Source organism: Candidatus Jidaibacter acanthamoeba (assembly GCF_000815465.1).
GTDB lineage: Bacteria > Pseudomonadota > Alphaproteobacteria > Rickettsiales > Midichloriaceae > Jidaibacter > Jidaibacter acanthamoebae.
In genome coordinates this window covers 1-593 of the sequence record NZ_JSWE01000045.1, presented here as the reverse complement: position 1 = coordinate 593, position 593 = coordinate 1, and the positions used below count along the sequence as shown (strand labels likewise).

General features: G+C 35.6%; 1 pseudogene. It reads left to right on the top strand.

What is annotated here, in order from left to right:
• Positions 1-122: 122 nt before the first annotated feature.
• Positions 123-533 (top strand): annotated as a pseudogene (locus NF27_RS01125) (integrase core domain-containing protein); the annotation flags it as partial.
• Positions 534-593 lie beyond the last annotated feature (60 nt).

The following is a 593-nucleotide window of genomic DNA, read 5'->3' as shown; positions in this document are numbered from 1 at the left end:
GCTTCTTCTTTAAATTCCTTACTGTATTTTCTCAGTTTACTCATTCCTTTCCTCTGCTCTTTTATAAGTTAGTATTTACTTATATAGACTCTCTTGTCTACTCAGAAGGGGGAACTTCAAGCAGGAAGATCAGGATGCTAACAGTAATAGATGAATTTAGCCGTAAATGCTTAGCAATCAAGGTTGGTTATAACCTTACATCTGATAATGTGATTGATGTATTATCTAAGTTATTTATGACAGAAGCGATACCTGATTTTATCCGTTCAGATAATGGCAGTGAGTTTACTGCTAAAACTCTTCAGAAATGGTTAGAAGTACTAAAGGTAAAAACAGCATATATTACTCCTGGCAGTCCGTGGGAGAATGGATTCAATGAAAGGTTTAACGGTAGCCTTAGAGATGAATTACTAAATGGAGAATCATTTTGTACACTAAATGAAGCACAAGTTATTATAGAAAACTGGCGCAAACACTACAACGAAATTAGACCTCATAGCTCTCTAAATTACAAGCCGCCAACTCCTAATACAATCGTTAACTACATGACTTGTCACTAACTAAAAAGTGGAACATATTTCGGGGGCTTGACA